This is a genomic window from Virgisporangium aliadipatigenens (assembly GCF_016863615.1).
GTDB classification, from domain to species: Bacteria; Actinomycetota; Actinomycetes; order Mycobacteriales; family Micromonosporaceae; genus Virgisporangium; species Virgisporangium aliadipatigenens.
Genome location: NZ_BOPF01000035.1, coordinates 1 through 24,840, shown reverse-complemented (window position 1 = coordinate 24,840; position 24,840 = coordinate 1). Strand labels below are relative to the sequence as shown.

The following is a 24,840-nucleotide window of genomic DNA, read 5'->3' as shown; positions in this document are numbered from 1 at the left end:
CCCGTCCCGGTATGCCCGACTTCCACATCCCCAACGACCCCGAGTGGCAGTGGGTCTACACCCTCATCCTCTACGGCGTCGGTGAGGAGTTCCCGGAGGCCAATCCCACCGAGTTACGGGAGATGGCCGGCGAACTCAACACCTTCGCGGCCAAGTTGCTGGGTGCGGCCCACACCACGGGCACCATCGGATTCGGCCTGCACGACAGCCTTCAGGGACCCGCCGCCGAAGCGTTCTTCGGCGTCCAGGGTCAGTTCGCCTCGGGCGCGCCCAAGGCCGCCCGTACCGCCGTCGTGTACGGTCTCGCCGCCTCGGACTTCGCGACCGACTCCGAATCCACCCAGTACGGCATCGTCATCGCCGCCTTCACCCAGGTCTGGCAGATCGCCATGTCGCTGGCGAGCGGGTTCGGCGCAGCCGCCGTTCCCGGTCTCATCAAGGCGGGCCAGGAGGTGGTTCGCGGGCTCGTCCAGGCGTTCAAGTTCCGGCGGCTGAACAGCCTGGAAACCATCGCCTACGAGACCCTCCAGGAGGGCCTCGAGGAAGCATGGCAAAGCGCCGCCGCGCAGGGGATACAGATCGCCGAGGGCAATCGCAAGACGCTCGACATGGGCGAGATCGCACTGTCGTTCGCCGGCGGGCTTTTCATCGGACTCGGGGTCAGCGGCGTCGCCGTCGTCGGCGGCAAGCTGTTCCCGAAGTTCATGGGCAACTGGGCCAATCGCGAGGTCGGATCCGCGCTCGCCGAAACGCTGTTCGAAGGGCTCTTCTCGGCGATGCTCGGCGCCGGCTTCAATCCCGGCGCCACCTTCACCTCCGCGCTGGTCGGCGGCATCGCGCAGCACTACGCGGACGAGTACGAGAACGCCCAACTGGCCGCGCTCGAAGATCCACCGCACGGTCGCGCGGGCAGCCCGGACACCCCGACGTTTCCCTCCGGCGCCTCGGGCGTTCCGCCGGACAAGGCCGGCTCCGCCGGCGGTGGCGCCGCACCGAACGGCTCGTCGTCACCGGGGCCGGTCGACCCCGACGGACCGCCGCCGGCATACGACCAGGCAACGGCGGAGCCACCGCCGTACATCGACGGTCCCCACGGGTTCCCGCCGGACTCCGTCGATCCGCCGCCGGCCCCGTACGAACCGCCGCCGGCGTACGACGCGCCGTCGGCGCCGGAGGCGCCTCCCGAGCCGCCCGGACCGGGTGGCGGGTCCGGGCCGGACAGGTCACCGTCCCCGGACGGGCCGCCGTCGGCAGCTGTCGGGCCGGCACCGTCGAACGACGGGTCGGCGCGGGGCGGCGCGCCGTTCTCGCCGCTGCCCGGGGCGTCGTTCCCGGCACAGGCTTCCTCGGGCGATGTGCACGGTGGCGGGGGCACGCCATCCGACGGTGTGGCCGCCGGGCCAGCGACGCCCGGCGCACCGAACGCCGGGAACACGCCGACCAGCGGCGCACAGACCGGGCAGCCGCCGTCCAGCGGTGGACGGACCGCGCCGTCGCCCGCCCCGCCGGTACAGACACCGGTCGGCTCGTCGGCGCCGCCACCCGCCGCCCGGGCGTCCGCCCCGACGCCTCCGTCCGCCACACAGCCTGCGGCGGGCTCGGCCGCGACGGTCGCTGCAGCCTCCATTGTGGACAGGCCGGTGACGCCCGCCGCCGAGTCCGCCCCGGCGTCCTCGACCGTGGACGGGCCGGTGATGCCCGCCGTCACGCCCACCGCAGCACCCTCCAATGTGGACGGGCCGGCCGCCGTCACTCGCACCGCGCCCGCCGACCTCGCCGCACCGCCGAGCGGATCCGGCACACGACCATCCACTGTGGATGATGGGCACAGCGGCCGGATGCCGGCAGGCCGCTCCACCCCGGTGAGTGCCGCGTCCCCGGTGGAGAACACCCAGGCGGCGGTGGACGACACCGTTCCGGCGGTCGACGAATCCACGTCGGACCCGGGCGAACCATCGCCTCGATCCGACGGCGCGCGGTCGAAGGGCCGACACCGGGAGGCGCCGATCTCCACCGCCGAGGCCGTCGTCGACCCGCCCCTGGGCCGCCGTGCCGGCCTGAACCCGGGGAGTTCGCGGGACAGCGGCGTGCGTCCGGGCATCCCGTCCGTCCATCTGCACACCGCGTTCGCGGCGCTGCCGCCATGGACCGGCGCCGACGACTGCCTCGAACGCGTGGAGCAGGTGCTCGCGCCGTTCGGAGCTCCCGTCACCGCCCGCGACGATCTGGCGCGCCCGGAGGATCTGCTCGAGGGCCGGTTGGGCGGCAGGTTCGGCCGCGCCGACAGGAGCGCGTTGGCCGCGCTGCCCGTCGGCCACTCCACCGCCGTCCGTCTGGAGGAACCGGACCGACGCCCGCACGTGGTCGTGGTCGAACGCGTCGCCGCGGACGCGTTCGTGTACGCGGAGACCCAGGTGCGGGCGTCCGGGACGGGGGCCGTCACCGCGCCGCCGGGCGGCACGTTCCGCGGGTTCGGGCTCGACGCGCTGCGCGGCGACGCACCGATGCCGGACGGCATACGGCTCGGCGCCGTCCGTCTGGCGTACCGGGACGACGGCACCCTCGCCTCGGTGCACACCGCCACGGCGCCTCCGGCCGCGAGCATGCCGATCGACACCCGGACGGTGCGCCGCTATCTCGACGAACGCCGGCCGGACGGCCCGCCGGACAGTGTCGCCCCGACCGCCCCGAACGCGCTGTGGGAAAGCTACACGCAGGTCGATCCGTCCCGCTTCGTCGGCGACGTGCTGGCCGGCGAACCGGGGGCGTCGGAGACGGCGCGCTTCGTCACCGGCCGGCTGACCGGACGCGACGACCTGCCGCCGGTGCGGGCCCAGCTGAAACTGACGCTCACGCCGGAGCAGCTGACCGGGCTGCGCGGGGACGACGACGGGATCGGCTTCCCCGCGCCGCTCGTGGTGCACGACGGGCACCACACGTCGCCCACGGACGGCGTGACCGTCGTAGTGAACCTGGAGCGGGCCGTCGCGGTCGGCCCGCATGTCGTCGTCCCGCTCTGGCACCGGTTCCGCCTGCAGGGCGTCACCTGGGACGACGGGATCCGCCTGAGCTTCACGGACGCCGCGACCGCCACCTCGACACTCGACGGAACCCCACCGCCGACCACCGTCAGCGCCGCCGACGTGCTCACCGCGATGTACGGGGAGATCGCGGGCCCGAGTCACATCCCGCCCCAGGAACGGCACCCCGACGGTGCGGTGCGCCTCAGCCCTGCCTGGCGGCGGCTCGACGATCCCGGGGTGGTTGCCGCGCTGGCCAACGCCAAAGACGTGCGCTGGAACTTCTCGGTCGACCCCGACGGCGTCGTACACCTCGCGCCGGACGTGCCGGGGCAGACGTTGACCGACGCCGAACGCGACGAGCTCTTCACGCGGATGCACGCCAAGACCGGAATCACGCGCGAGCGGTTCCGCGAGTTGCTGGGCCTCACGGGACACCCGACGATCGCGGTCGGTTTCGACGAACGGGGCAACACCGTGGTGCGTCCCGCGCGTGTCTCCGGCGAGCTCCGGTTCGACCACGTCACCGATGCGTGGTGGATCAGCGACCGCTCCGGCCGCTACATGTCGGCGCGGGTACGACCGGTCGTCGCCCGCGACGCACAGTTCTGGCTCGCCAACACGGCACGCCTGATCGGCCGCACCCTGAACATCCGGGTTCTACCGGAGCCGTCATCGTTCGGCAGCGGCACACCCGACCCCAACCGGGTGCGCAACCAGGCGAACGTGTTCGTCAGCGAGTACGTCGGCCCCGCACCGCGACGGGCCGCGCTGCACGCGTTCGTGACGACGATGCTGCGTTCGCCGAACCACACCGTCGAGGACGTCAGGCGCCACGCCGGCACGACCGCGCGTGCGTTGGGGCTGCAGCCCGGTCAGCCGGCCGCCGTCGGTGCCGTACCGCCGGACCGTACGGCCGAGACGCTGGCGCTCGCGGCGACGTTCTACGGACCGGGCGGGCTGTCCGGCACGGAGGCCCTCGACCGGGGGCCGGCGGTCTGGACGACCTACCTGAAACGCGGCAGCACCGAGGTTCTCGCCGCGATGTACCACCCGGACCGCGAACTCAAGGAGACCGCATCGGCCGTGGTCGCGGTCGTGACACCGTTTGCGGCGAGCCTGATACCGGTCAGCGGCGTGAAGCTCACGACGGTGCTGCCGAAGAGTGTGTTCGACGCGATCGATCGTCAGGGCCACCTGGAACTGCCGGCACCGTTCGTCGGTATGCCGACGGTGCGCACGCTCGACGCGTTCGCCTCGCCGGGTCCGGAAAACGTGCGACTCGTCCTCGCCGCACGGCCGACCCTCGGCACCGGACGGCAGGCCGTGGTCCCCGCCGGTAGACGGTTCAAGGCGGTGCGGTCGGTCCAGCATGACGGCGGCGGGTTCGTGGTCGAGTGCGAGGAGCAGCGTTCCGCACTGCTGGTCGCCGAGGAGAGGAGAAGCTCGCCGCGGCAGCGGAACCGGCACGTCGCCGAGCGGCTCGCCGGATGGATCCGGACCGTCGAATCGCCGCTGCCGGCCGGCCCGGCCGAACTCGCCGCGCGGACCCTCGGGGCGTTCGTCGCCGCACACCCGGACGTGGCCGTGCCGCCGGCGACGACGTTCGAGCAGAACCCCGACGTGCGTGTGGATGTCGTGCCGCAGGCGCTGCACACGGCGTGGCGGTCCACGGACGGCGTGCCGCGCGCCGACCTGTGGCAGGCGTTGCGCCGCCGCCCCGGAGCGATGGTGCTCGTGCACGATCCGCGCACCGGTGCCGCGGCGTGGCTGTTGGCCGACGACCGCTCCGGGGTCGTGGTGCCGCGCTGGGTGGACACCACCGAGCCGGGGCTGTTCGACCAGCCGGCCGTGGCCGACACGCGGCGCATGGCGCTGCTGAACGACCTCGGCACCCGGATGCTGTTCCTCGACCCCGACGGGCGGGTGATGACGACGAGCGAATTCGTGGGTCCGTCGTTCGCGGGACTGGTGAATCAGTCGCAGGACATCTCCTGGGAGGAGCGGTACCAGGCGTTCTTCAACCGGTCGGACGAGCCGGAAGCGCACTTCGGCGCCGTCGTGTCGGCCGAGGACGTGACGCGTGGGCTGGCTGCCGCACCCGGCTCCATGACGATCGTGCGGCGGCCGGGCACAGAACGCTTCATCGTCGGCGTCTCCCGGTCCGACCCGATGACGGACGAGGTCACGATCGAGTGGCTGGCCCAGGGCCGCCGGCTGTCCACCGACGTCGCAACGAGACTCCTGTCCGCTCCGACGGTGGCCGCGGCGACGTGGGACCCGGCGGGTGCGCCCGTACCGGTCTCCGGCAGGCTCGCCGCCGCGGTGCGCGCTCTTCCGCCGTGGACCGGTGGGCCGGAGTGCGCGATCCGGGTCGCCTCGGTGTTGGGCGGCTACCGCGTGGTGTCCACATCGGACACCGACGGCAGCCGCCCGATCGACGATGTGGGTCGCCGCCTCGGCGGCAGGTTCCGTCCCGCCGGTCTCGACGTCCTGCGGGAACTCCGCCAGGGTGCGCACACTGTCGTGCGGATCGATCCCGCCGGCGCCCGACCCCACCTCGTCATCGTCGAACGGCAGCACGACGGCACGTTCACGATGGTCGAACTCGAGGCGTCGACGGCCACCTGGGACGGCTTCGCGCCGGGGACTTTCACCTCATTCGATCTCGCCGACCTCACCGACCTCGCCGACTCCGCCGACCTGGCCGACTCCGACGACCTGACTCCCTTCGACGCCCTGGTCGAAGCCATGGACCTGCCTGAAGACCTGCGGCGGCCGATCGCGTTGCCGTTCCGACCGGACGACACCCTCGCACAGGTGGACCACACCGGACCGGTTGCCTCGCACACCGTCCACACCGGACACCCGCTGGCGGCCGCGCTGCTGGACCCCCCGGTCGGCTCCCCCGGGATGCCGCGCACCGCCACGGCGTCGACGCAGCCGTATCCGTCGGGCACCGGCCCGACCGATGTGCAGATCGAGGAGGCCGTCGCCAGGGTGCGCGGCTACCGTCAGGTGCCCGACAACGCGCAGTTCCGCCGCCGGTTGGCCACTTTTCTGCGCACCCAGGCACACCGCGACGGCGGCTGGACCGACACGTGGCCGACGGCCGCGTACACCACGTACTTCGTGGAGGAGGGCAACAGCGGCCCTCCTGTCCTCGCCAAGGAGGTCACCCGCGCGCTGACCGACAACCCGGTGGTCGCCGTGGAGGCAGTCGCCTCGCCGGCGATCGTTCTCCTCCTGCGGCACGATCCCACGCGCGTCGCGCAACTGACACAGGTCGGATGGCAAAGGGTCCTCAACTCTCCGGCGGTGCACCTGGCGTTGCGAGCCGATCCCTCGGCGCTCGACGCCATGCTCGCCGATCCCGTGCTGGAGTCCTACGTCACGCTGCCCGGCTCGTCGGACGTCACACTGTTGCAGCAATACCCGCGGCTGTACGCCGACCTCGGCGGCGATGCGGAGGTGTTCCACGCGTTGGCCGGGTGTGTCTGGGGATTCATCGCCGCCGGCCAGCCCGGTTTCCGCGAGTTCCTGCGCCGCGCCGAGGACCGACACTCGATCGCGGTGCGGCTGCGCCAACACACCGGCCTCGGCGTGCTGGTGTACCACCGGGGATCGCAGATGAACCTGGACGACACGAAGTGGGGCCGGATCGTGCGCGACCCGGCGCTGCTGCGGGACCTCGACCGGTATCAGTCCGCCCTCCCCGCCCTCGCCGCCCCCAAGGTGCTCGACGTGGCACTGCGGGTCGACCGCGAGCCGTTGCGACTGCTTGCCACCGCGCCCGAACTGGCGGATGTGCTTGCCGACGCGCCGAAGCTCGTGCAACGCCTCGTCACCGGCACGGGGCGCAACGCGCTGCGCGCGGCCATCGCGAACCCGGCCGTCGCGCACCGGCTGTCGGCGAACCCGAGCGCCTACGACGACGTTCCCACGAAGGAACTGGCGGGGGTGTTCGAGGGGGAGACCGCCCCCGCGTGGACGACCGCCACGGTCACGTCGGCACAGGGGAACGCGGTGCAGCGGGCTCTCGCACTGAACCCCGGTCTCGGCCCGGTGCTGTCGGAGAATCGCACGGTGCGCACGCCCCGCGGCCCGCAGGACCCGAGCCTATTGCTGTTCGGGGTGAGGTCCGTGCAGGAGGCGCTCTCCGCGCCGCTCGGCCTGATGCCGCACGAGTACCACCGGCTGCTGCGGTCGTTGGCGTACGGCATTATCGTGCCGCCGTTACCCACGTTGGGTACCGACGTGTTGCGCGCGATGATCAACTCGCCGTTGCTCGCGTCGGCGATGAAGACTCCGGTCGGGCCGGCGGCGTCGCTGAGATATTTCCAGGAAAGGTACCCCGAGCAATTCGCGACGTTCGCGCGATCGCTGCGCACAAGCCTGACCCTCGTGGAGACGACGGTGTTCCGCCTGCGCCAGGCGGACCGGTACCGCACCGATCCCGCGATGGTCTCCCGCGCCGGCGAAAACGCGGACTACGCGAAGATCTTTGCGGCGGACGAGGTCACCTGGCTGCTGGACGCGTTCGACACCGAGCGGCTGGAACGGTACTTCGACTCACCCGACCTGGTCGCGCTGACCGCGCACAACCCGCAGGCCAACGGTGCGATCGGCGCGTCGACGCTCGACGTGGTGAACCACCCGCATCTCCTCGCCGTGCTCGGCGACCTGCCCGGGCTCGCCGACGTCGGACCGCGGCACTGGGCGGCGCTCCTGAACGACCCGACGCTGATGTCCACATTGGACACGATGCTCGCCGCGGGTGGTGACACCGCGAAGCTCGCCCGAAAGGTGCTGGCCGCGGACGTGATCGCGCCGTTCCTCGAGCTGCGGGATCCCACCACGGTCCTGACCGATCCCCGCCTGGACGCGGTGCTCGCCAGCGACGGTCACCTGTCGGACACCTTCCCGGTGCGCATGACGCCCGACGGGCAGTCCGTCACCGCTGCCGATCTCGCCGCCGCCCGGGCCATCGCCGACGGCAGCGAAACGTCGGGTGAGCCGCACGCGCTGCTCGCCGACGAAACCGACGTGCGAGCGGCGGTCGCGGGGAGCCTGTCGCTCGCGGTCACCGTCGTGCGCAACCCGGCCGTGGCGACTCTCCTGCGCGACAGTCCGCTCCTGCGGGAACTCGCCGTCGCCGAGCGGGCCATGCGGATCCTGTTGGAGGACGCGCGATTCGTCGCGGCGCTCGCCACCGACCCGCGGCTGCACGCGATGGTGGCCGACCGGTCCGCGACCCGGCAACTGCTTGCCGACGACCATGACCTGCGTGCGGCGCTCCTGGAGAACGACGGGCTCGCGCGCGCGTTCGCGATCGATGTGCTGTACCTGGACGTGCAGCAGAGGCGGCTGGTCGGCCAGCTCATGGTGCGCGACGCGGTGCTCGCCACGGCCATCGTGGACGACGAGCACCTGCGCAGGACACTCCGGGTACACGCGGACCTGACCTTCCATCTCATGTACGCGCCACCGCACGTGCGTCGGGTCGTCGTGTCGAGCCGGCCGGTGTTGGACGCGCTCACGGCGAGCCCCCAGGAGACGCTCCACGAACTGGCGTCGCGTCCCGTGCTGCTGGAGGGTCTCTGCTCCCGGCGCGGCCTGCTCCCCGATGCGCGGCACGTGCACGAACTCCTGCGGGCCGACTCGCTGCTCGACCTGATCGAACGGCGCGATCCCACGGTGCACGAAGCCCTCTTCGCCAACGACGGCGTGCTCGCGTTCCTGCTGCTCCGCCCCGAGATCGTGCACGCCGTCGCGGAGCAGCCCGACATGGCGCCGCTGCTCACCCGCAAGCCGGTACGAGCGCTGCTCAAGAAGCACGTCGCCATCGTGTGGGAACTCCAGCGCAGCGCCGACCTGCGGCGCCTCGTCACGTTGCCGGGGACGGCCGAGGCGCTCGCGTCCAACGAGCACCTCGTGAAGTCGCTGCCGGACCGGCCGTGGCTCGTGCAGGCGTTGCGGCGCGACCGGACGCTGATCGACACGGCGCGGGAATACCGGCCGGGGAAGGACGGACTCGACCACAGGTCCCCGTGGCAGGCACTCATCCACGACCAGAACCTCGCCGAGACGCTCACCGCGCGGAGCCTGCGCCGGTTGGAACAGCGACCCGCTCTGGTCGCCGCGCTCGCCGCCGGGCCGACGGGGTTCACCGGGACCGAGTGGCAGCAGGTGCTCGACGACGAACCGGCGCTCGACCGGCTCGACGCCCTCGCGCGCGACAGTGTCGGGGGCGAACCGCTGGCGCAGGCACACCGCGCGCCGGTGGGCGTCTCCCTACCGGTCCATCCCCGGCCCGCAGCGCCCGCCCCGGACGCCCCGTCGCCGCCACCCGAGCGACCCGAGCCGGCCGATCAGGGCCCGCAGCCCGAAACCGCCGACCCGGAACCCGCGACCGCGTCCACAGTGGACATGCCGGCGCCGCGGGACCCGGTCGGCGACGGCGAGGGCGCCTGGCTCAACCGCGTCCCCCGCCTCTTCGAACACCTGCGGGACGCATCCGGTACGACGCTCGCCGGCGTGCTGGCGGACTCCCCCGAACTGCTCCAACTCATGCGCACCCACGACGACATCGCCGCGTCGATCGCCGAACACCCGCATCACGCGGGCGAGTACACCCTCCGCGCTTTCCTGGCGGAAAACCCGGGGATTGACCGCGACCCGGAACGCGACATCGCCCGCTGGGCGGCGGCTCTCGACATCGTTGCCGACGACGACCTGACGCGGCAGGCGCGCGCCGTCTGGGACGCCGTCGTTGCCGAACGCCGGGCCGCCGAGGCCCGCGGCCGGGCCGAGACCGCCAACCGTCGCGTCGCGCTCGACCCGGCCGACCCGTCCACATGGCACTACAGCGGCGTGGTCCGCTACGCCGGCCAGGAGTCGCAACAGGGCTTCGACGCCGCGGAACTCGACGTCCTGCGCCGGCTCGCCGAGGGCGGCGTCGGCGTACGCGAAAAGACGCTCGCCCTCAACGCGGCCCGCCACGCACACCTGCGCGGCGGCGACCAGGGCGTCACGTTCGCGTTCGTCGTGAACGAGGAGTGGACGGTCGACCTGCTCGTCTACTCACGCAGCGAGGGCCGCAACGACCGCAACCAGTACCGCTGGCGTGGCAACGGCGGCCGCTACACCAGCGGCCCCGCGCCGCTGAACAACGTTCACGGGGATGCCGCCCTGACCTCGTCCGTCCGGCGCGTGCCCGAACGGGGCGGCACCCCCGTGCCCGACGTGCCGCCGCCGACGCCGGTGGACAACCCGCTGGGCGTGGCGCTGCGCGACTACCACCGGGCGTTCGCGGCGACGGCGGTGCCGGCACGCACCGGGCGGAAGAAAAAGAAGAAGGCGCTGACCGAGCCTCTCACGGACCGCAACGCTGCGCTGCGGTCGTTCGGGGTGGCCGACCGCGTGCTGAATCCCGACGTCGCCGGCCTGGCGGATCCGAGTTGGCCGGCGCTCGGCCCGCGCCTGCCCGACGAGGTGCTCCGGCGCGACTACCCGTGGCTTGCCGAGGTGAACCCGCTCGGTTTCGACACGAACTGCGTCATCGCGTCGATCGCCACGGACCTGTCGCTCGCGGAGGGCACCGGGCACCGCGCCTCCGACGCCACCACCCTGAACGTCTCCGACCTGTCGCGGTACGCCGACCATCCGATCGAGGACGTGTCGGGCTACGACGTCGTGACGGCACGGATGGCGGCGCAACCGGTCGGAGCCCGGGGCATCCTCGTCGTCGACGCCACCGCGGAGTCCCACTCGCACGTCTTCAACGTCGTGCGCCGCGCCGACGGCGTGTACTTCCTCGACGGCCAGGCCGCCGGACGCGACGCGACGGACTCCGGCGCCGGCGGCGCGGCACACGCCCGCGCACCGCGTCATCCGCAGCGGATCCGGTTCCTGCTCACCGGCACCGCTTCCCGGGCGGCGAGCGGCGATCCCGGACCGTCCACATCGGACAACGGCGGCGCCGGGCCGACAGCGCCGGAAGCGCCCGCACCCGAAACGCCCGAGCCGGAACAACCCGGACCGGAAACCCACGGACCGGAGACCGCCGAGCCCGAGACGGCCGAGCCGGGGCCGGCCGCCGCCGCGTCGCTCCACGACGCCGTGACTGCCGCCGCCCGATCCGGCGGCAGGACACGATTGTCCATGGTGGACAGTTCGACCGACACGGTCACGGTGACCCACGGCCGGCACGACTCACGCCTACGGGTCGTGATCGATCCGCACGCCGACGCCCCGCACCTGGCGCTCGCACCCGACTCCGCGCACGACGTCGTGACCGGCCGGAGACGCCCCGCGGTTCTCACCCTCCCGCCCGGGCTCACCGTCGAGGAGACCACGCGGCAGCTCGTGCGCTTCGGCACCCAGCTCGCCCATGAGGCGGCGACGGCCACCCGGATCCGCGCGCTGGTGCGGGGTGCCCGGACCGACCGGCTGACCCCGGGCTCCCGGCCACGGTGGTTGCGCGGTCTGAGCCCGGCCGACCGCGGCCGGATCCGCTCCCTCGCCGACCGGTTGACCGAGCTGGCCGCCGCGCCGGAGGACGAGCGCGGGCCGGCGGAGGACCGGGTTCTCGACGAGCTGCGGGGCCTCGGCGCGTTTCGCGACCGCACCGGCGGCGCCCGCCGGGCGGAAACGGTGCTGCGACGGATGGCCGCCGCCGGGGTGCTCCGCGGGGGCACGGCCGAGCAGGTGTTGCGCCGCCTGTGGGACACCCGCACGGAGGCCGGCACCGAACAGGTGGTGGAGGCGCTCGACCGGGCCGGGCGTTCCCTCCTCGCACACTCCCCGCACCTGGTCGGCGCCTTCGGGATCACCCGCGACGGCGGGTCGGTCACCCTGCGGGTGGCCGCCGGAACCGACGGCCCGGTGACCCCCGCGGCGATCCGTGCCCTGCCGGTGCGGGTTCTTTCGGTCGACGAGTGGCGCGGCCTGGTCCACTCCCGCGACGACGCGGTCGTGTCGCGGGACGGCCGGCTGTGGGTGCGTTCCGACGCCAGCGATGCGGCGATCGCCACCGAACTCGCGGGACACCTCGCCCGGCGGGCCTGGCGGCAATCACATCCCGACGCGTCCGAGGTGGACCTGATCGCCGTCGGGCTCGTCGCCGAGCACGAGGCGGTCCGCCGCCAGCACTTCGCGGTGCGTCGGCGGGCACGGGCCGAACTCGGGTTGCGTCCGAGCCCCGACAAACGGTCCGGGTCCGCCGTCGCACGGGCCGTCCGCGCGCACACCACCGGCCGCTACGCCGAACGGATCATCCGCGCCCCGCTCGATCGCATCGAACGCCGCGCCCGCGACCACCTCGCGGCGCAGCAGCGGAACCTGAGTCCGGAGCGCCGCACCGACCTTCAGGGACTGCGTGGCCGGGTCGACGGCGCCTACGTGGCACCGGAACTCAGCGGCAAGGCACCGCCGCTAATACACGTCATCCGGCGGCTCGGCGGTGCCCTTCCGTCCGCCGCGTTGGCGGCGGCGAGCGGTACCGTCGTCGGGCGGTCACCCACGATCATCGGCAACAGTGCCGCCAACACCACCGTCTTCGCCGTGACCCAAGGGGTGGCGGACACGGCCGCCGCCGCTCTGAACAGCGCCGGGGCGTCGGGACCCGTGCTGGCCGACCGCGAGGCCGCGGAACCGGTCGCCCGCTACCGGAAGCCGGCCCGCGGCGGTCCGTCGACGGCGCTGGTCAAGCAGATGCCGGCCGGCGCCCTCAGCGCGATCTACGGCCTGTTGATCGCCGGCCCGGCAACCGGCAACTGGGCGCTCGGATCGACCGTGCTCGCCTCGGGCGCCGCCCAGAGCGTCGCGCTGTTCGCCGCGACCGACTACCTGGCCGACCGGGCGGAGGACGTTGCCAAGGGACGGTTCGGGCATTACTACGCGGCTTCGCCGGACCACCGGCGCAACGCCTACGTCGAGGCGCTGCACTACTTCGGCTTCGAACTGCAGGACCGCCTGCGCGCCACCGGCGCCGGCCTTCCCGAAGCCGACGTGGCGAAGCTGCGGCTGGCGAAGGACCGCCTGGAGGCGATGCGCCGGGGCATGCGCGCCGAGGTGGGCAACCGGCTGCGGGAGCTGAACCGGCGGCGCGACTACCTCCGGCGCGTCCGCGAGGCCGTCGTCGCGCCGAAAGACCGTCCGCGCATCACGTACGACCCGGTCGATCGGGGTGTCCCGCAGGGTCGCGCACGGATCTGGCACAACGCGGCGCGGGAGGCGTTCCAACACTTCGGGATGCAACTGCCCATGTTCACCGTGGCCGCATGGACGGGCAACGGCTGGGATCTGGCGAAAGCGATGCTCGTGGCGTCCGTCCCGCGCGGATTGGGGTACGGCGCCGGAGGGAACCCGGAGCGAGCGGTCGCGCTCGCCGACTCGGTGGCCGTCGCCGCGTTCGACGCCCTGCGCCAGGTCGACCAGGCGATCGAACTGATGGACGCGCTCATCGATCCCACGCGGGCGCCGGCCGAGCGCGACCGGGCGGCGAGCACCGTCAGGCATCCGTGGCTGCGCAAGCTGTCCGAACGCGCGGCACTCGCCGTGGACCAGAACGCCGTCAACAGGCGGGCCCGGACGACTCTCGACGACGGCACGACGGCGTACCGGCCGGCCGTGGTGCCGTGGATCCATCAGCTTCTCTTCAAGCACGTGCCCGGACTCGTCGGGCAGAGCATCGGCTACGGGATCGCCGCCGGGGTCGGCTGGCTCGCCACGGGCCCGCTCATCCCGATCGTGCTGGGTGCCGGCGTCGCCGTTCAGGTCGGTACCGCCGTGGGCGAGACCCTCCTGCGGACCAACGAACCGGTCTACGCGCAGGTCGCCCGCGACCGGGCCGCCCGCGCCGAGGTCGCCGGGTTGCCGCTGGACAACGGCGGCTTCGTGGCGGCCGTGGACGCGTTCACGACCCTCGCCGACACCGCGCACCGCGCGATCGTGCCGGTACAGACCCGCCCCTGGCGCGGGGCACACCGGCGCGTCTACTCCTGGACCGTCGACACGTTGACCCGCAAGGCATATCGTGCCCACCATCTGGAACGAAGGCTCCGGCACCGGGCCGGTGACCTCCTCCATCACCACGGGCCCGTGCTCTCCCGGACGCCCGGCCGGCCGTCGACCGGCCTTCGGCTGACTCACCTGGACCGCGGCGAGGTGGCCCACCTACGGGAGATCCTCGACGACCTGGCGACCGCGCGCGACCCGCGGGCCACGGCCCGCACCGACCTCGACGTCGTCGCGCTGCGCCACGAACTGGCGATCGTGCTGGACGATCTCGGGCTGCGCGCCGAGCAGCCGGACAGTGCGGGCCGTTGGGCGGCCGTCCGCCGCGAGCTGCGCCGCACCCACCACCTCGGCGACACCGCGATCGCGGAGGTGGAGCAGCTGCGGCAGGTTCCGCTCCGACCACCGGACGACGCCGACGCCGAGGTCCTCGCCGTCGCCGCGGCCGTCCGGGTTTCGCGTGCCGGGCATCCTTCCCGGGAACGTCTCTGGGCCGCCGTCGATCATCTGCACGCGGCCCGTCCGGGCGACACCACGTGGTACGACGTCCGCGACAACGGCGCCACGCTGCACGTCGCCACGCCGCGGGGAGCGTTCACGCTGACCGTGACGCAGAACGCCGCCGAGCGGAGCACTCTCACGCTGCCCGCCGACGATGCGGTCCACGCGGCCGTCGGCCGGCATCGCGGCGGTACCACGCTGCGCGTCACACCCGACGTGGCCGCGGATCCCGAACGGTTCGCCACCGCGCTGCGCAACGCCACCGAAGCACTCACCACGTACCGCTCCTCCGTCCGGCATCGGATCGGGCAGTTGTGGCGTTCCACTGTGGACAGTCTCACCGTCCCCATCGGCACCACTGCGCCACCACCCGCTGTCCACCTGCCCGACGGTGCCGGGCTGTCGCTGCTCGCCACCGATGACGCGGCCCATCGCGAACTCGTGGCGGCGCACACCCGCAACGGCCCCGGACCCACCTTCCGCGTCTACGGCCACGGCGGCCGAGGGGTGCTCGCCGGCCGTTCCCCCGCGGAGATCGCGGGCCTCATCAAGAGCGACCCGCACTGGGCGGCGAATCCGCGCGACATCGACCTCGTCAACTGCGACCTCGGCCCGCAGTTCATCGCCGAACTCGCCACACACTTCCCCGGCCTCACCGTCACCGGCGCCCACGAGGGAACGGTCTGGGCCACACCCGACGGCGACGTCTACATCGCCGGAATCGACCGGAGCACAGGCGTTCCCCGCCCGGCACCGGAATCCGGGGCCGAACAGTGGGACACCGCGCGGGCCACCCGCAGTCGGTTCGACGCCGCATCCGGCCTCACCACCGACCGCGCCGCGCAGATCACCAGGTCGACCCCGCGTCAGCTCGCGGCACGCACGAGGCCCCGCCCGCGGCCGGTCCGCCAGTCGCACCTACCCGGTACCACGGCTCCGCAGCGGCTGCGCGAGAACGCCCTGCCCTTCTGGAGCCCGGAACGCCCGTACGGCCGCCGGCCGATCGTGGACACCGCCGAGTACACCGTCCACGCCGAACGGTTCGAATCGACGGACCTTCCCCGGCTGATCTTCGCCCGGCCGGGGGTCTCGCGCGCCCTCCGCGCCACCGCGCAGCGGCTGCTCGAGGTGCTCGAGGCCGGCGGCGACGAACGGGCCCTGCGCTCGTTCGTCATGGACGATCCGACCAGTGCCGGCCAGGTCGGCACCGCCGTCGACGACGCGCAGATCCGCGACCTCCTGCGGCAGGGCAACCCGCGGGAGATCCTGACCGCGATCTACAACGCGGCGTTCTACAACCGCCGGGCGGACGGGCCGACGCTCAAATCCGTCGTCCACGACATCTTCCGCACGGGCGACTGGGATCGGGCGGCCGCACTGGGCCTCGATGTCGACGCGCTCAAGGCCCGGGCCGCACAGTTTCACAGCCGGGCGAGAACCGTCGCCAACGCATCGACAACCCTCGTCGGGCGGGACGACTACACCGACGTCTTCAGCATCGGCAATCTGGTCGCCGGCTCCGCGCGGCCGTGGACCGACCTCGCTGCCGTCATGGCCAGTCGACAGAACCGGACCAGGTCGACGCCGGGCGCCGAACTGCCGGGAAACCGGTCGACCCCGGGCGGCATGCGACGGGTCGGCGTACCGCTGAGTGCCCGGGAGGAGGCGTTCCAACGGGCCAGCAATCCCGGAATCGCCGGCGACCTCGCCGACGGCACCGAGCTGACCTGGCGCAGCGGCCACGCGCGGTTCACCATGCGCAACGGGCTCTGGCGCCGGGCGCAGGAATCCGCCGGGATGCCCACCAATTCCGGGATCTCCGGCACGACCGCCCGCCTGCTCATGGCGTTCGACTGGCTGCGGGTCCCGGACGTCTCCCGTGAGGACTTTCTGCTCGCGCTCATCGCGTGGAACCTGCACACCGACGAACACTCCCTCTTCGAGATTCTCCGTGGCGCGGAAATCGTCGGCTCGCCCATCGCGGTTTCCACGTTCACCGCCGCCGAGGACATGTACCGGGCACTCACCACGCTCGGCCTCCCGCTGCAACTGCTCCGCGACGCCAGCAGCGCCTCGCGGATGCTGCCCCATGAGGCCGCTTACGCGGAGAAGGCCACGTCGACCTCGTCGGCCGGTCTCCTGGCCGTCACCCCGGCAGCTCGGACGATGGCCCGCCTGCAGCGTGAACTGCTCAAGGCGTTCGCGGAGTCCGACAGCGCTGCCGAGGAACTGATCCAGGATCCCCGATGGCTGAGTGACGGGCCCGCGGCGCTGGCCAACATGCGCCGGTGGCTACGGGAGAACAACCTGAACGCGCGGGTGATCGGATCACAACTCACCGACGCACATCTTCTGGCCATGCAGGTCTTCCTGAGCAATTCGTACGTCCTTGTCAACGCGATGTGGCCGACGAACCTCGCCTCGACGTTGACCGGCCCGGCGGCCCTGCGCCACCACGTCCTGAAGTACGTCGACGCCCAGCTCCAGAAGTGGCTCGGCACATCCCGGCAACCGAAGCTGCATCCGCTGCCACCCATCGAGGCGGACGGAGAGTGCAGGCAACTGCTCGACGCGATGCGGGACGTCGGAAAAAAGGATCCGACGGCACTCAGGGCCCTCCACGCGAGACTGCGCGCCCGCGCGGAAGCGCTGTTACCCCGGCTGGCCGTCGAGATGAAAATGCATCTCGACATGGTGACCGACACTCTGCAGATCCTTCCGCCGACGGCGGCGGTGACCGTCTACCGCGGAACGTGGGGCTTCGGACCGGTCGGGAGCGCCGGCCTCCCGTTGCGGGCCGTCGGCGGAGAGCGCATCACCTTCCCGACGCTCACCTCGACGAGCCGCGAACGCTCGATCGGCCTGGAGTTCGTGAACAATCACGCCAACACCCTGACGACCCACCGGAGGCTGGACGAGCTGCACAGCAAGGGCTACTCCGGACGCGACGTGTCCGGCCTGGCGGAGTACGACGAGTTCGAGACGACCCTGCTCGCGGGCGCGTCGTTCCGGGTGCGCTCGCGTGGCCTGGAGCAGCACGGCAGCGGCGACTACGCGCTCGTCCGCTCGGACGAGGAACTGCCCACAGGTGTCGCACTGGCCGTCCTGCACCAGCGGCTCACCGAGGCCGAGCGGGAGATCCAGTCGCTGGCCATGGCCCACGCCGCGCTCCGGGAACGTCTGGCCGACCTCGCCGCGCGGCTCCACGACACATCGGACGTGCCGCGGACCGAAACGCCCGCCGCCGACGCCGCAGCCCTGCGGGAAGCCGCCCGGGCACTCGGCCGCAGGGCGGCGGGCCTCGCCGCGTCGCTGAAGGCCGCGGAGCGCACCGCAGAGGAGTTCCTCGGGGCAGGTCTGGCACTCGGCTCGCACCTGGGGCGGCTGCCCGACGCGGCGCCGGGACGGCAGGCCCTGGCCCGGCTGGAAGCTCCGGTGACCAGCCTCCGCCACCTGTCCCACCACAAATTTCCTGCGCTGCTGACCCGCCTTCGGGACGACGTCGACGCACCGGTCGGCGAGGTGGTGACGCTCGTCGACGAGATCGCCGAGGTCATCACGGAGATCGCCGCGGGCGCCCCGCCGCACGGCGACGAGTACCTCGCGGACGCGGCGACGATGAACGGATACACCACCACGCTGCGACGGCACGCCGCCGAGCTGGACCAAGCCGCGCAACTCGCGCGGCAGCGCACCGCCCGACGCCAGGGCACACCGTGGAATCCGGAGTCGCACACGGCCGCGCTGGCCGGCGAGACGCGGTCGATCGAGTTGTTCCTCGGCGACACCGACCTGGTCCGCGCGGCAACCCGACTCGAAGAACAGGCGCGACGGCGGCTGTCGGACGCCAAGCGGCTCCTGGCCGCGGCGACGGACAAGGCCGAGGAGGCCGAACGGGACCTCCGGCGACTGGCCGGCGTGGCAGCCGAGATCGGATCGGTGCGGCGTTCGCTCGTCTCGGACAGCGAGGATGCCTACCGCACGATCGTCGAACTCCGGACGGCATACCTCCGCCGGCCCGCCACGGCTCACGAGTCACCCGAGTACTCCATCTGGACATCGCCGACGGGAACCGGCGGCGATGTCCCGCCCGCGCGCACCCGCGCCGTGGCCGCGCCGCGGCAGGGCGCCGTCCTGGTCGTCGATCCGGCGGTGTCGGCCGATCGGGACGGTGCCGTCCCACTCCGCGCCGTCGTCGGCCGATGGCCCGTGGATTCCGGCGGAAGCATCGGACGCTTTGTCGCCAATCCCGATTACCTGGCCACGAACGCATTTGCCCCGACCGATCCGCTGGACGCCGTGATCCGCATGGCGGCGGACGGCCGCGTCGGCCCCGAATGCCTGCTCCTTGCCCTCCGGGAGGGCCCGTTCGACCTCGCGACGGACGCCCGGGGGCGCCCGCTCCTGCGGCCGGCGCCGGACGGCCGGTCCTGCATCGTGCTCGCGACGAGCGGCCATCGACGGCTGGACTCCGGTGCGGCCCGCTGGCGGCGGGCGGACCTCACCGACCTGGTGACCGCGCTGCCGGACGGCGTCGATCTCCTGGTCAACCCAGGGAGTCCCGCGGTCGCGCGGCTCGGTGGAGATCTCGTGCGAAACGCGTTCCTGGCGATGGAGATAGCCGGTTGAACGGCTCACGCCGACCGGACTGGAGGAGTCATGACCGACGCCGCGACCGCTCGCCCGGCGCAACTGCACCACCTGCTGCTGCGCCTCGGCGGCCGGATCCCGGACGAACTGCTCACCGAGGCGCGCGACCTGCTCGCCCTCGGGAGACCGCGGCCCGCGGCGCAGATCGCGGCGGCGGCGGTACGGCAGGGGTGGTTCACCCCCACCGACGCGGAACGACGGCTGATCGCCGGCTCCGGCGCGCACCCGGCCAACCCGACCGGACGCACCACGACGACCGAGCGGGGCTGGACGTTCGCGCCGGCGGTCCCGCAGCCCGGCATCCGCACGCCGGTGGTCCTCGACCTCAGCAGCACCGGACACCTCGACGGAGGAGACGCGGCGGCCGTGGCGGCGACGTCGCGCATCGCGGGTGCCGTGGCGCTGTGGCGGGCCTGGCGTGCACCGGACGACCTGAACCCGTTCGTCGTCCCGGTCTTCCTGGTCTCGACCGACGCCCCGGGTGACGCGCTGCCCGCGATCACCGGCACGGTGCAGGAAGCCCTACGGTGTGCCGGGATCAACCACCCGCAGGTGGAGGTCTTCCGGCCCGACACCCACCCGTCCCCCTACCGGTCGTCCGCGCGCAGCCGGTCGGCTCTGCTGTGGGCCGCCACGCCGCCGTCGCCGGTCACCATCGCGCGCGACTTCGATGTCGTGGATCCGGAGCGGGGCCCCGGGTTCGCCGCCGATCACCCGGTGCTGCCGGCCGGTCCACGGAAGGTCGGGATCCTCGACCGGCTACGGGCGGGAGACCTGCTCCTGGCCACCACGGCGCACGAGACCGACGTGCTCGAGCGCGGGCGGGGTCGGGTCGTTCCGCAGAACTTCCGCACCGACGGCGCGTGGATCTGGACCGACACCGTGACCTACTACCTGGAACATCACGGCCTGAGTCCCGAACCCGGCCTCCTGCGACACATCGAGGGCCGCGACCGCCTGCCGATCGCCGTCGACGCAGTGTCCCGCCACCGGGCGTTGGTCGAACTGTTCCGACCCGTCGCCGTATAGTCGGCCGGCGCACCGGCCCGGAGCCGCGCCAGCCGCCCCGAAGCCGCCCACGCGTCGCGGCCGCCCACGGTCGCGAGCGAGCACGCCGCCCGAGTCGGAAAAAAGTCAGTAGGCCCGTACAACCCGCAGCGCGCCGGGACCCGTTGTACCCGCGTCGAAGGGAGCCGCCGGTCGTGAAATCCGATAATCAGGACAATTTCCGCGCCTTCGTTGCGGCGCGGATGTCCTCGCTGCGGGTGCTCGCGTTCCTCGCCTGCGGCGATTGGCACACGGCCGAAGACGCGGTCTCCAACGCTCTGGTGAAGCTGTACCCCCGCTTCAACCGGCTGGAAAGGCCCGACCTGTACGTGCAGACCATGGTGTTCCGCGCCGCCATCGACGAGACCCGCCGCCCCTGGTGGCGTCGCGAACGGTCGGCCTCGGACACGCTGCCCGACCCGATCCAGCTGGACCAGGCCGACGTGACGGACGAACGGTTACGCATGCGCGCGGCCCTACTCGCCGTACCGACGCGGCAACGGGCGGTCCTCGTCCTGCGGTACTACCAGGGGCTGAACGTCCAGGAGACGGCCGAGGTGCTCGGTTGCTCGGAAGGCAACATCAAGAGCCAGACGTATCACGGACTGAAGGCCCTACGACGGCTACTGGGCGACGAACGCCTGGAATCCGGGGAACTGAGCGGCAGAGGAGCGTGGACCGATGCGGGTGTCTGACGTCGTCGAGGCGGCCACGTCCGAAGCGCCGCCGCTGCGCCGCAGCGTCGAGGACATCGTCGCCGCCGCCCAGCGGCACCAACGAAACCGGCGGATCCGCTGGTCCGCGGGCGTGATGAGCGTCGTGACGCTGCTCGGGCTGATCGGCGTCGCCGGCTCGCCCGGCTGGAAGCTCTGGCCGGCCACCGGACCGAACGTGATCGCCTCCCGGCAGGCCGAGGTGGCCGAGCCGGTGCCCTCGGCATCGTCGGAGCGCGAGAAGCACCACGACTTCGTCTTCACGTTCGAGGGCTACCCGGCCGGTCGGCTGACGGTGCGGAACCCGACCGTCGTCACGCCGCTCTACCAGACCGCGAAGGTGATCAAAACATTCGGTTACGGAGGACCTGTCGTCAACGCATACCTGACCGCGTATCGACCGGGTGTCTACGACATCGACGCTGTCGACGGGGCCGAAATGACCGTCTCCGGAAGCCGTGCCAAGCGGACGGAGCGGACGTTGGCGTGGGAGTACGTGGCGAACGCCTGGGCCGTGATCGAGGTACGAAAAGGGTCACCGGAAACGCCGACGACAGAGGACCTGACGGCGGTCGCCGAAGGCTTCCGGCTCGGCGCGGCCAGCCCGGCGCGGGTGCCGTTCACGATGAGCTATCTCCCCGACGGCTTCACACCGCTCATGGTCTTTTCGCAGCCCCTCGCGGCCACGCCAGGGGTGTCCAGCACCACCATCGAGTACCAGGGAGAATACGGTGGCATCACTTTCGGCCGGTCGATGCCGACCGGCCGACTCATCGAACCGTGGGGACAGAGTGGCGGCAATCCACTCAGCCACCAGGCGATCGGGCTGGCGGTCCTTCCCGCGCCGAATCCTCCCACGCATACCAACGGGACGTCGCCCACCTGCTCCGAGGACGGGCTCACGTGCAGCATCCTGACCCCGGACGGAAAGGCGACCATCGAGGTGAGCACCGACCTGACGGCATACCGATCCGCCCTGACGAAGATCCTCGAGGGCCTCCGATTGGGCACCGTGACCGATACCTACACCTGGTTCAACGCCGACGCGGCGATCCCGAACTAACTCAACGACCGCCGGCCCGCCTGACAGGCGGGCCGGCGCAGCAACGCGACGACCAGGATCGCCGCCCCGAGCACCACCGCGACACTTTCCCGACCAGGGCGGCGAGCGACACGCCGGCACCCGGGGCACGCGTCACCGCGAACGCCGTGCCCGGCGCGTCGCCGGTCGTGCAGGTGATGCCGTATGTGCCCGCGGCGGGCGCGCCAAGAGCGCCGACCTGGGTGTAGACGTCGGCGGCATCCGCGCCGGACGGCTCCCAGCGCACCGTGAGCGCCAACTCGTCGACGCGAGCGGCGTGCTCGACCTCGACAAACTGCGCAGACCCGAAAAGAGGGCCTCCACAGGCTTGTGACCTGCGAAAACCCTCCGCTTGTCGGGACGGCCGGATTTGAACCGACGACCCCTTGTTACCAAAAGTGGCCGTTTCGACCTCGCCAACGGTCGTCACAAGTTAGCAGTGAGCTGCACGAACGCGGTCCGTCGATAGCCATCGATTGTCACTGATTGTTAGCTATCGCCAGGGGTTTTCGGGGGGTAAACGGGGGCCCAACACTCGCTTGTGCCCAACCAAGTCGGGCCCTCACCCTGGAGGCGTCGGGCATCGAATGCAGCATTAGCGCGGAAATGCTGGGGCCGCGAGGCGACCGTCGACGGGTAAGCTCCGGGACCGAAGACAGCATCCGATCAGAAATGCGGATGTTGATCTACGACACTGCAGGTCAAGAAGTGCGCTCCCCGCGCATGCGGGGGTGGTCCCTGCGCGGTGGGTACCCGGATCGAGCGCCCCACGCGCTCCCCGCGCATGCGGGGGTGGTCCCGAGACCCTCGCCCGCGCGTCCTGGCTCAGCGGGCGCTCCCCGCGCATGCGGGGGTGGTCCTCCGCTCGACCTCGGGCAGGCAACGCTGCCCCTGCGCTCCCCGCGCATGCGGGGGTGGTCCCCTGCCGTCCGGGCACCCGGCGCTGACCCTGTCGCGCTCCCCGCGCATGCGGGGGTGGTCCGGCCCGGTGAGCCTCCAGGGCCTCGGTGTGGGCGCGCTCCCCGCGCATGCGGGGGTGGTCCGGACAGTCCACTATGGACAAGGCCCGTCGCATCGCGCTCCCCGCGCATGCGGGGGTGGTCCAGGGCGGGGCCGCAAGTACCGCCTGGCGCGGCCGCGCTCCCCGCGCATGCGGGGGTGGTCCCTGTGATCCCCGCATGATGGGCAAGCACCCCGTGCGCTCCCCGCGCATGCGGGGGTGATCCGGGATCCACCATGGCCATCACCGGCGAGGCAATGCGCTCCCCGCGCATGCGGGGGTGGTCCGGCGCTCGCGGCTCTCGGCCAGGCGGCGACCCTGCGCTCCCCGCGCATGCGGGGGTGGTCCCACCTGCGCCTGCGCCTTGGCCTGCATCTTGTGGCGCTCCCCGCGCATGCGGGGGTGGTCCGCCGCCGACGACGACGGCTCCGTTCGGGATCGTGCGCTCCGCGCGCATGCGGGGGTGGTCCGTGGACCAATGAGGCGGAGCAGCGCCTGACCGAGCGCTCCCCGCGCATGCGGGGGTGGTCCGATCGCGCCCTCGGCGGCCGCCCACTGCCCCAGGCGCTCCCCGCGCATGCGGGGGTGGTCCTCCACTACGCCCAACCCAGCCAGGCCGCACACGGCGCTCCCCGCGCATGCGGGGGTGGTCCCTCGACACCGAGGCTCGGATCCTCGTCCGGCCCGCGCTCCCCGCGCATGCGGGGGTGGTCCGTAGTTGTAACAAATGCCCTGATCAGCGACCGGGCGCTCCCCGCGCATGCGGGGGTGGTCCCGCTGGCGGTGGCGAGCAGGCGACCGACGGGGGAGCGCTCCCCGCGCATGCGGGGGTGGTCCCACCGACCACGGGCCGTCCGCCTGAAACGCCGTGCGCTCCCCGCGCATGCGGGGGTGGTCCGCGGGGGCCGGGGTCCAGTAGCGCCACCAAAGGCGCTCCCCGCGCATGCGGGGGTGGTCCGTCGCCGAAGCCGTCGACGCAGTGACGGAGCAGGCGCTCCCGGCGCATGCGGGGGTGGTCCCCAGGCCGTCAGTGACAGCACCCCCCCCCACGTGCTCCCCGCGCATGCGGGGGTGGTCCCGTGGCGCTGTTGTCCAGGAGCGTCATGCGGATGTGCTCCCCGCGCATGCGGGGGTGGTCCGGCGACCGCGACGCCGTCGAGGGTGCCGGGCACGTGCTCCCCGCGCATGCGGGGGTGCTCCCCGCCTTGCGTAGTCCGGCGGCCAGTTCGCGTTGTGCTCCCCGCGCATGCGGGGGTGGTCCCCCAGTCGGCACAGCGGTCCGATAGTCGTCAGCGTGCTCCCCGCGCATGCGGGGGTGGTCCTCATCAATTCGTTGTTCGGTGTTGCCGGTGGATGTGCTCCCCGCGCATGCGGGGGTGGTCCGCACGACGCCCGCTCGTCGCTGTGGACGTACGCGTGCTCCCCGCGCATGCGGGGGTGGTCCGAACGAGACGGCGCTGGGCGCGCTCGCGAACGGGTGCTCCCCGCGCATGCGGGGGTGGTCCCTCACGATCCGGGTCATCTAGGAGGACGCCGTGGCGCTCCCCGCGCATGCGGGGGTGGTCCGTCGTCGGCAGCGAGGCGTGGCCGGTGCTGGCGGCGCTCCCCGCGCATGCGGGGGTGGTCCCAAGTCCTCCAGCACCCCGTTCAAGGTGAAGACGCGCTCCCCGCGCATGCGGGGGTGGTCCGAAGTCGGCGGCCTACGAGATCGTCGCCACCGGGCGCTCCCCGCGCATGCGGGGATGGTCCGCGTTCCAGGAAGCGCTCGTCCGGCGCGAGGCCGCGCTCCCCGCGCATGCGGGGGTGGTC

The 24,840-nt window shown here is 72.5% G+C and carries 4 protein-coding genes and 1 CRISPR repeat array; all 4 genes read left to right on the top strand.

What is annotated here, in order from left to right:
• Positions 1-11 precede the first annotated feature (11 nt).
• The 4 genes from Val02_RS35960 to Val02_RS35945 all read left to right on the top strand — a co-directional run bounded on the left by Val02_RS35960 (position 12) and on the right by Val02_RS35945 (position 22,013).
• On the top strand, positions 12-19,169 hold the full coding sequence (locus Val02_RS35960) for a type VII secretion system-associated protein (protein WP_203903773.1): 19,158 nt from the start codon (positions 12-14) through the stop codon (positions 19,167-19,169).
• A 30-nt stretch (positions 19,170-19,199) separates the two neighbouring features.
• On the top strand, positions 19,200-20,219 hold the full coding sequence (locus Val02_RS35955; protein WP_203903772.1) for a hypothetical protein: 1,020 nt from the start codon (positions 19,200-19,202) through the stop codon (positions 20,217-20,219).
• Between the two features lie 173 nt (positions 20,220-20,392).
• Positions 20,393-20,932, top strand: coding sequence for a SigE family RNA polymerase sigma factor (locus Val02_RS35950; RefSeq protein ID WP_203903771.1), 540 nt, complete (start codon positions 20,393-20,395; stop codon positions 20,930-20,932).
• Positions 20,919-22,013, top strand: a complete 1,095-nt coding sequence (locus tag Val02_RS35945) for a hypothetical protein (RefSeq protein ID WP_203903770.1) — start codon at positions 20,919-20,921, stop codon at positions 22,011-22,013. The genes Val02_RS35950 and Val02_RS35945 overlap by 14 nt, the downstream gene beginning before the upstream one ends.
• Before the next feature lie 728 nt (positions 22,014-22,741).
• Positions 22,742-24,780: a CRISPR direct-repeat array (repeat unit 28 nt; unit sequence GCGCTCCCCGCGCATGCGGGGGTGGTCC).
• Positions 24,781-24,840 lie beyond the last annotated feature (60 nt).

Coding starts and splice junctions, on each gene's coding strand:
- Val02_RS35945 (WP_203903770.1), top strand. CDS start 20,919: ATGCGGGTGTCTGACGTCGTCGAGGCGGCCACGTCCGAAGCGCCGCCG.
- Val02_RS35955 (WP_203903772.1), top strand. CDS start 19,200: ATGACCGACGCCGCGACCGCTCGCCCGGCGCAACTGCACCACCTGCTG.
- Val02_RS35960 (WP_203903773.1), top strand. CDS start 12: ATGCCCGACTTCCACATCCCCAACGACCCCGAGTGGCAGTGGGTCTAC.